Genomic DNA, 2,301 nt, shown 5'->3' with positions numbered 1-2,301 from the left:
TATAAGTTAATTTTATAAAGAAGTTTCTTTTAAAACTATACCTTCATTTCTTTCAAGTAAATGTCTTATAGACCACTCATTTTGTAATAATACTGCTTGAGTTCTATTTTTATCTTCAACTAGTATTGTATCCATTGGCATTGAAATTCTATCTGACTTAACAGAACCATGCTCAATCCAACGTATATAACGGTAAGGTAGTTGGTTCATTATTATATCAACACCATACTCTTGCTTTAGACGATATTCTAAAACTTCAAATTGTAAAACTCCAACTACTCCTACAATAAGCTCTTCCATACCAAAGTTAGGTTCTCTGAATATCTGAATAGCACCTTCTTCTGATAATTGAGTAAGACCCTTTACAAATTGCTTTCTCTTAAGAGCATTTTTTGTAGATACTCTTGCAAAATGTTCAGGAGCAAATTGTGGTATACCAGTGTATTGTAAGTTTGATTGTTTTTCACTTAATGTATCCCCAATGTTAAATATTCCTGGGTCGTGTATACCTATGATATCACCTGGATAAGCTGAATCTATTATAACACGGTCTTGAGCCACGAATTGTTGAGGTTGTGAAAGTTTAATCTTTTTATTTCTTTGTACATGAGTTACAGACATACCTTTTTCGAACTTACCAGAGCAAATTCTTAAAAAGGCTATTCTATCTCTATGGTTTTTATCCATATTAGCTTGTATCTTAAATATAAATCCTGAGAAGTTATTAGAGTTAGGATCTATATCACCTAAGTTACTACTACGAGGAGTTGGTGGTGGTGTTATTTCTAGGAATGACTCTAAAAATGGCTCAACACCAAAGTTAGTAAGGGCACTTCCGAAAAATACAGGTGTTAATTCACCATTTAATATCTTCTCTAAATCGAAGTTATCACCAGCGATATCTAAAAGTTCAATATCTTCTAGTAATTTTCCATGAAGAGCATCACCTAATAAAGTATTAAACTTTTCATCAGATACTTCCCCAGTTATAGAGTTAGCTATAGATTGTCCATGGTTACCATCATCAAATAGCTCTATTTGGTTTTTATGACGGTTAAATACACCTTTAAAGTCTTTACCAGAACCTATTGGCCAGTTTACTGGACAAGAACGAATTCCAAGAACATTTTCTATATCTTCAAGTAATTCAAAAGGGTCTTTTCCTTGACGGTCCATTTTGTTTATAAATGTGAATATTGGAATTCCTCTCATTTTACAAACGTGGAATAATTTCTTTGTTTGGTCCTCAACCCCTTTAGCAGAGTCAATAACCATTACCGCACTATCTGCTGCCATAAGAGTTCTATAAGTGTCTTCACTGAAATCTTGATGCCCTGGAGTATCAAGTATGTTTATACAAAAGTTATTATATTCAAATTGAAGAACACTTGATGCAACAGATATACCTCTTTGTTTTTCTATTTCCATCCAGTCAGATACTGCATGTTTTTGAGATTTTCTAGACTTAACTGAACCTGCTTCACGAATAGCTCCACCATATAATAGGAACTTTTCAGTTAATGTAGTTTTTCCGGCATCGGGATGTGAAATAATTGCAAAGGTTCTTCTTCTTTTAACCTCTTCAATTAAGCTTAAATTTTGTTCTGTCATTTTTTATCATCCTTTATTTTAATTTTATGATTATCCGAGCATAAAAAAGCTATAATCCTATTGATATTATAACTTTATTGAAAAACTGTCAATATGAAAACTAACTAAATTGAAAGTAGACACAAGTAAAAAAGACTTGTAAAATACTACTTTAAGGGGTGATTTTTATGCAAAGAAATAATAGAAAAAATATGAGTTATTCATTTGATATAAAACTTAAAGCTGTAAAAATGTATTTAGATCAAGGCATTGGAAGTACTACAATTGCAAAGGAACTTAATTTAAGTTCTAGTAAAAGAGTTCTCTTATGGGTAAAAAGATATAATGAATTCGGAGAAGATGGATTAAGAGAACGTAGAGGAACTACTCGAGGGTTACAAAAAGGTAGACCTAGAAAGCGACAGCTTTCACTTGAAGAAGAAAATCAAAGATTAAAAGCAGAAGTTGAATTTTTAAAAAAGTTATTAATTCTAGAAAGGGAGNNGTTTTAGTATCAATCTTTAAAATTATATATAAAATATATAACATAAGTTAAACTATACCTCGTAGTCTACTAATTTATGGTTAGTAGGTAGAGACTTGCGGACCATATTACCGCTAAATATACGAGTCATTTTTATTTGTGTTTTTATATATTCTAACATATTTTTCCATTTTTTCAATATATTTCGTAAAATTCTAGAACTTTTT

General features: G+C 30.9%; 2 protein-coding genes and 1 riboswitch. Of the genes, one reads left to right on the top strand and one right to left on the bottom strand.

Annotated elements, in window-relative coordinates; all coding sequences use genetic code 11:
* Nucleotides 1–12 precede the first annotated feature (12 nt).
* On the bottom strand, nt 13–1,611 hold the full coding sequence (locus G3997_RS05305) for a peptide chain release factor 3 (protein WP_296644062.1): 1,599 nt from the start codon (nt 1,609–1,611) through the stop codon (nt 13–15).
* Between the two features lie 167 nt (nt 1,612–1,778).
* On the opposite strand from G3997_RS05305, the gene G3997_RS05300 reads away from it, so the two are divergent.
* Nucleotides 1,779–2,102 (top strand): helix-turn-helix domain-containing protein, encoded by a 324-nt coding sequence (locus G3997_RS05300; protein WP_296644060.1) that lies wholly within the window; start codon nt 1,779–1,781, stop codon nt 2,100–2,102.
* 35 nt (nt 2,103–2,137) lie between these two features.
* Nucleotides 2,138–2,240: riboswitch (purine riboswitch) on the bottom strand.
* Nucleotides 2,241–2,301: the final 61 nt, after the last annotated feature.

Source organism: Romboutsia sp. 13368, from assembly GCF_018336475.1.
Taxonomy (GTDB): Bacteria; Bacillota; Clostridia; order Peptostreptococcales; family Peptostreptococcaceae; genus Romboutsia.
This window is presented reverse-complemented; position numbering and strand designations above follow the sequence as displayed.

Excerpts from the sequence above, each read along its gene's own strand:
- G3997_RS05305 (WP_296644062.1), bottom strand. The coding sequence starts at position 1,611 with ATGACAGAACAAAATTTAAGCTTAATTGAAGAGGTTAAAAGAAGAAGA.